The sequence below is a fragment of the Bradyrhizobium macuxiense genome (genome assembly GCF_001542415.1).
In the GTDB taxonomy this organism is placed as follows: Bacteria; Pseudomonadota; Alphaproteobacteria; order Rhizobiales; family Xanthobacteraceae; genus Bradyrhizobium; species Bradyrhizobium macuxiense.
In genome coordinates this window covers 1-5,865 of the sequence record NZ_LNCU01000087.1, presented here as the reverse complement: position 1 = coordinate 5,865, position 5,865 = coordinate 1, and the positions used below count along the sequence as shown (strand labels likewise).

The window sequence follows — 5,865 nt, the reverse complement described above, 5'->3', positions numbered from 1 at the left end:
CCAATTGACCTCGTCGCATGATCAGATAGCTTCATGAACCCGCAGACGCGCCACACCAATTCCAACCACTTCCCGGACGCCACCGGGCTCTTTTGTCACCGTCTTCGCAAAGACGCTTTCGCGCGCTCTGCGAGGAGACACCTGCCACTAGGGCGTCAGGCCTGCACGACTTCGCCGTCCGCCTCACACGTGCTCGTCAGTCACGCATTCGACGTCCACCGCATCCCACCGCAACACTCGTGACGATCGCGACGCGCCCCTCAATCGGGTGAGACGGGCCAATTCATACACCAAACCACACTTCTGATAAACAGAAATATTTTACACGCGGGCGCTGGACATCGACCTCGATGCATGAAGCAGAATTGAGTTGCCCGTCGGGTGTTACTCGCAGGGTTCGCGGCGAAACGACGCGGTGTGCGCAGAGGGCGCGCCGGAATGAAACGCGGGTCCGAGCGGTCATGGTGAGCGTGTGAACCCCTCAACGCGCCGGGGCAGGGCAAGCTTCCTCCGCGCGTTGCACCCTCATCAGGAGAGGTCCAATGATCACCCCCAAGTGCTTGCTGGCCGCTTCGATCGCGGTCGGCCTGTTCGCAATGCCTGCAGCCGCTCACGAGAGCGCGACCGCAAAGCGATATGCCGTGATGAATGGCAAGGCGTCCGGCAGTGCCCGCATTCCGGCGCCGCACGCGCTGTTTCCCATGCCGTACCGCGACGGGCCTGGAGGTATCTGTGATCACGGTGACAATCCGATGATCTGCTGAAGAAAGCCGCGCGGAAAAACTCTGCGGCTTTGTGAGACGTCGCATCACATTGCGCGAGCTGCCGTTGCCGCCATCCGGGCAGCGGCGTTTACGGCGGGCCGAAGTGAGATATTCCTGACGCTGCCGGGAAATAGCGTCGCCGCATGCGTTGATGTGCAGCCCCTGCCGGCCTAGAGTTCCAGCCGCTGCGACCTGGATCAATCGGTTCCGGGAACATGCCGTCCGTAATTTTACGGGCGCAAAATTGGCGGATCGCCCGGCCAGACCCAGCTAAGCAGCCCGACAGCGAACCACCGGACATTGCCCGGCGCTGACGGTCCTTGTCTGTATGCTGCTTTCCTTTCCACCTTTGCGGTGCTGCTGATCACGATGAGTTGGTCGCGATGAATTTGTCGGGCCGCCTGGCGCTCGGGACGATGCTCCCCGTCGTCGTGACACTGCTCGCCGTGGCTTTCGTCCATGGCACCGCATCACCGGGCCTGTTGCTGGCCGCGGGCGCGATCGGGGCGGCCCTGGCCCTTGTCATGGCCGTGATGATCGGCAGGTCGCTGGCGACGCCGCTCGACCGGGTGACGTGGGTGGTCGAGCGATTGTCTCGTGGCGAGACGGTCGCGATGCCGTCGGGCGGCGACCGGGAAACGGCGAGGGGGGCGCTCGCCGAACTGTCCGCGACATTGGGCACCAGGCAGAGCCTGCTGGAGAAGACCGTCGAAAGCATCCGCGATCCAGTGGTGGTGGCCGATCACGCCGGAGCGGTGGTGATCATCAACGCTGCAGCACGGCGCTTGCTCGGCGTCGATCCAGGCTTCAACATCCTGACCGGGATCCGGACCTTCCGGTGCTATTGCGCCGACGGCGAGACGGCGATGCCGATTCCGGAGATGCCACTGGCGCGCGCGCTGGCCGGTGAAGAGGTCGACGACCTCGAGCTGATCGTGAAGCCCTGGCCTGAGCAGCCAGGGGTGCGTCTGCTGGCCAACGCCCGGACGCTGCGCGATGACGCCGGCAAGCTTCGTGGCGCCGTCTCGGTGCTGCACGACATCACGGCGCGACGACACGCGCACCAGGCACTGGTCGAAAGCGAGCAGATGGCACAGGCGATCGTCAGGACCGCACTCGATGCGTTCGTCCAGACCGATCAGGACGGCGTCATCCTCGACTGGAGCGCGCAGGCGGAAGTGCTGACGGGATGGACGCGGTCCGATGCAGTCGGCCGCAAGGTGGTGGAGCTGGTGTTTCCGGAAGAGCTTCGGGACGCGCACCGGCAGCGGATCGCAAAGTTCCTGCAGGAGATCGCAGCCGGCGGCATGGGCATGCGCTACGAATCCGCCGCCCTGCACCGGGACGGTCACCAATTCCTGGTCGAGGTGTCGCTGAGTGCACTGCGCTGCGGCGATGGTTACGTCATCAATGCCTTCGTTCGTGACGTCACCCAGCGGCGCATGGCACAGGAGCAGTTGATCCAGGCGCAGAAGATGGAGGCGGTCGGACAATTGACCGGCGGCATTGCGCACGACTTCAACAACATGCTGACGGTGATCACCGGCACGATCGAGATCCTAGCCGATGGCGTCAAGGACACGCCGCAGCTTGCCTCGATCGCCAAGCTGATCAGCGACGCCGCCGATCGTGGCGCCCAATTGACATCGAGCCTGCTGGCGTTTGCACGCAAGCAACCGCTGCAACCCACCAAGACCGACGTCAACGGTCTGATCGGCGACGTGGTCCGGCTGTTGTCGCAGACGCTGGGCTCGCAGATCGTGATCAGGGCGGAGCTCGGCCGCGATGCCTGGCTTGCTTTCGTCGACCGCAGCCAGCTCAGCGCCGCGCTGGTCAATCTCGCCATCAACGCGCGCGATGCGATGCCGGACGGCGGTACGCTGACATTCGCGACCCGCAACATCCAGCTCGGCATTCCCGACGCGGTGGCGCGCGGCGTCGAGCGGGCCGGCGATCACCTGGTGATCGAGGTGCGCGATACCGGCGTCGGGATTTCACCGCCGCATCTGGAGAAGATCTTCGATCCGTTCTTCTCCACCAAGGAGGTGGGGCAGGGCACCGGGCTCGGGCTCAGCATGGTGTTCGGCTTCGTCAAGCAGACCGGAGGCGGAATCGAGGTGCTGAGCGAGGAGGGGCAGGGCACGACGTTCAGGATCTACCTGCCCAAGGCCGACGGGACTGCGCCGCATCCTGTCGAAGAGGGCGATCAGCCGATCCGCGGTGGCGACGAGACCATCCTGTGCGTCGAGGACGACGACAAGATCCGGGAATACGTCACCGGGCAGCTCGAGAGCCTGGGCTATACGGTTCTCGTCGCGGCGAACGCGGACGCCGCGCTCGAGATCGTCGATCGCGGCGCTGCGTTCGATTTGCTGTTCACGGACATCGTGATGCCCGGTCGCATGAACGGGCGGCAGTTGGCCGAGACGCTGATGGCCGGGCGGCCAACGCTGCGGGTGCTCTTCACCTCCGGTTACAGCGACGGCGCGCTGCCCAAGCAGGCGCGTCCCGGCCACGGCATTCCACTACTGGCCAAGCCCTACCGGCGCGGCGAGCTTGCGCGGATGCTGCGGCGCTGCCTCGATCTTGCGGTCGACGTGCAGGGCGATCCGCTTCCGCTGCCTTACTCGGTGCAGGCCGATCTCGAACGCTTCCTGCGCGAGAATCCGCCGGACAAGACGTAAGGCGCGTGGACCCCGTGAGCGCGTGGCCGTAGTCTGATCGACGCCAGTTGGACGAGAGGACAGCACGGTGCAGGCAGGCGGCAAGGTTGCGATCTTCGACGGCCACAATGACGCGGTTCAGCATCTCGCCGAATACCGCGAAGGCGGACGGGATTTTCTTACGCGCTCGGAGGAGGGCAACCTCGATCTGCCGCGCGCCCTCGAAGGCGGCATGGTTGGCGGCCTGTTCGCAATGTTCGCCAGGGCAGAACGTCCGCGGGAAGGCGATTTCACGCGGACGGCCGACGGATACGAGGTGCGTCTTGCGGAGCCGATCGATGCGGCCTACGCGCGCCGCACCATCGATGCTCAATTGAGTGCGCTGGAAAACATGGTGGCCCGCGCCGACGGAAAAATCCGATGGGCGACCAGTGTGGATGAGATCGAGGCCGCACGGCGAGATGCAACGTTCGCCATCGTGCTCCATCTGGAGGGTGCCGAAGCGATCGACGCCGATCTGGACAGGCTGGCACGGCTGCATTCCCGCGGCCTGCGCTCGCTCGGTCCGGTCTGGAGCCGGCCCAACATCTTCGGCCACGGCGTGCCGTTCGCCTATCCGCGTTCGCCGGACACGGGTCCCGGTTTGACCGAGGCGGGCAAGGCGCTGGTGAAGGCGTGCAATGAGCTCGGCATCATGCTCGACATGGCCCATCTCAACGAGCGCGGCTTCTGGGACGTCGTGACGATCAGCACCGCGCCGATCGTGGCGACCCATGCTTGCGCGCATGCGATATGCCCCGCGACGCGCAACCTGACCGATCGGCAGCTCGACGCCATCAAGGCATCGGGCGGCGCCGTCGGCTTCAATTTCAGCGTGTCCGAAGTGCGCCCTGACGGGCATAGCGATCCGAACACCCCGGTCGAGACGATCGTCGAGCACATCAGCTACCTGGTCGAGCGGATGGGTGACGATCACGTGGCCCTGGGCTCCGACTTCGACGGCGCGGTCATGCCGCTGCCGCTCAGGGATGCCAGCCGGCTCCCGAACCTGATCCAGGCATTGCGCACGCGCGGCTTCGATGAAGCCACGCTACGCAAGATCGCGTTCGACAATTGGATGCGGGTGCTGCGCCTGAGCTGGCAATGATCGGCCCGTAGATTCCATGGGGCGGTGAGCGAGCCCTATCCGGTAGGTTTGGGTTTGCACACTCGAACCATCGGAGAAGTCAGATGCAAGCATCGACTGCAGGCACGCCCACCGCAGGGCATTGTGGCACAATTTTCGTTGCAATCGAACTGAGCCAGAAGACATGGCTTGTGACGCTTCACAGCCCTGACCGGGAGCGGATGTCTCGCCACAAGCTCGACGGAGGCGATCACGGCGAACTGCTGGCCGTGATCGAGCGGACCCGCACCCGCGTGACGGAGAAGCTCGGCTCGGTGCCGTGCGTGGTGAGCTGCTATGAAGCCGGTTATGACGGCTTTTGGCTGCACCGGCTTTTGGAGACGGCCGGGATCAGGAACTTCGTGTTCGACGCGGCGAGTATTGCGGTGGAGCAGCGGGCGCGACGGGCAAAGACGGACCGGATCGACGGCGAGCTGCTGCTGCGTACCTTGATGGCCTATTTGCGGGGCGAACCGCGAGTTGTTCGGAGCGTCCGGGTACCGAGCGTGGAGGCCGAGGACGCCCGGCGCGCCAGTCGCGAACGCGACCGGCTGGTCACGGAGCAGACCGCTCACACCAACCGGATCAAGGGGCTGCTGCGCCTTCACGGGATGGCGGTCGGCAACCCGCGGCGGCGCGACTGGCTGGCCTGGCTCGCGCGGCAGCGCGACTGGCAGGGACGACCGGTGCCGCCACAGTTGTTGGCCGAAGTGACGCGCGAGCACGCGCGGCTGACGTTGATACGTGACCAGCTTGCGGCACTGGAAGAGGCCCAGGCGACACAGGCCGCGCCGGCTCCTGCACCGATGCGGGAGCGGCGAGACCTGCTGCTCCGCATCAAGGCGCTCGGCCCGGCCTTCACCGGGACGCTGGTGAGCGAGCTATTCTACAAGGATTTCCGCAACCGCCGCGAGGTTGCCAGCTATTGCGGATTGGCCCCCAGCCCGTGGCGCAGCGGCGGCATGGATCGCGAGCAGGGCATCAGCAAGGCCGGTAATCGACGCGCCCGCCAGAAGGCGATCGAGCTGGCGTGGCTCTGGCTCCGCCATCAGGGCGACAGCGCGCTCAGCCGCTGGTTTCACGCCCGCACCGCCAACGCCGGCAAGCGCGCCAAACGTATCGCCATCGTCGCCTTGGCGCGCAAGCTGATCGTGGCGCTGTGGCGCTATCTCACCACCGGCCTCATTCCCGAGCAGGCAACCATGAAGGCATGACAAACCACGCGACCACGCGTCGCGGCTCGCCGCGCTCGTGCGGGACGGATGATGACCGT

Annotated in this window: 4 protein-coding genes; all 4 read left to right on the top strand. The window is 65.5% G+C overall.

From position 1 onward, the window contains the following. The first annotated feature begins 542 nt into the window (after positions 1 to 542). The 4 genes from AS156_RS25400 to AS156_RS25385 all read left to right on the top strand — a co-directional run bounded on the left by AS156_RS25400 (position 543) and on the right by AS156_RS25385 (position 5,806). Positions 543 to 764, top strand: a complete 222-nt coding sequence (locus AS156_RS25400; RefSeq protein WP_066510132.1) for a hypothetical protein — start codon at positions 543 to 545, stop codon at positions 762 to 764. Positions 765 to 1,147: 383 nt separating this feature from the next. Further along, positions 1,148 to 3,448, top strand: a complete 2,301-nt coding sequence (locus AS156_RS25395) for a hybrid sensor histidine kinase/response regulator (RefSeq protein WP_066510129.1) — start codon at positions 1,148 to 1,150, stop codon at positions 3,446 to 3,448. 67 nt (positions 3,449 to 3,515) lie between these two features. Next, on the top strand, positions 3,516 to 4,574 hold the full coding sequence (locus AS156_RS25390) for a dipeptidase (protein ID WP_066510127.1): 1,059 nt from the start codon (positions 3,516 to 3,518) through the stop codon (positions 4,572 to 4,574). Positions 4,575 to 4,657: 83 nt separating this feature from the next. After that, on the top strand, positions 4,658 to 5,806 hold the full coding sequence (locus AS156_RS25385) for an IS110 family RNA-guided transposase (protein WP_066509700.1): 1,149 nt from the start codon (positions 4,658 to 4,660) through the stop codon (positions 5,804 to 5,806). Positions 5,807 to 5,865: the final 59 nt, after the last annotated feature.